At 43.6% G+C, this 693-nt stretch carries 1 pseudogene; it reads right to left on the bottom strand.

What is annotated here, in order from left to right:
- Positions 1-693, bottom strand: a pseudogene (locus ACFIQE_RS11190) (filamentous hemagglutinin); the annotation flags it as partial.

Genomic DNA, 693 nt, shown 5'->3' with positions numbered 1-693 from the left:
CGCTTTTTAGGGGCTACATCATTGCGCTTTTTAGAGGCTTCTTCACTATATTTTTTATAGGCTTTATCGCTGTATTTAAATCCTTCTTCCAGCAATTCTGTTGCCATTTTACGGTCTTCACCAGCTGTTTGTTCCAGCTTAGTGACATCTATTTGTGATACACCCTTATGAGCTTCAGCGGTATTACGGTTAAGGGAAGCTATGGTTTGATCAACGCCTTGCCCTGTCAATGCCTTCTGCCCTGCTTCATCAGTAATGACGATGGTGCCATCGCTAATGGCAGATTTGGTATATCCTTCCCTTGAATCCTGTTGTTCTGCATGATCTAAAACATTTTTGGCAATGTTTTTAGCGATGTCGTATTCGCCCATTGCACCACCCGCTGCAATGCTAATCCCATCACTGCTGGCTTTGGCACTCGCACTGTTGGTAATATCACTGGTGCTGATGCTTCCTGTGGTCAGGCTGTTTTTTTCTGCCAAGGCTGTGCTTTCAATAATACCTCCAGTCAGCGTTGTTTTATCTTTAACGGTGATCTCAAAGCCGTCATCACGGGCTTTAATGCCTGATTGTTCCACAACACTGTGATAATCGCTGGAGGATTGATCATTTTGGAAAGAGACGTTTATTGATGCACCATCAGGCTTTCCATTGCCTTTAACCCCAACAGAAACAGAGTTTTTTTTGCTGGAA

Source organism: Bartonella sp. AA1HLJMS (genome assembly GCF_042197445.1).
Taxonomy (GTDB): Bacteria; Pseudomonadota; Alphaproteobacteria; order Rhizobiales; family Rhizobiaceae; genus Bartonella.
This window is presented reverse-complemented; position numbering and strand designations above follow the sequence as displayed.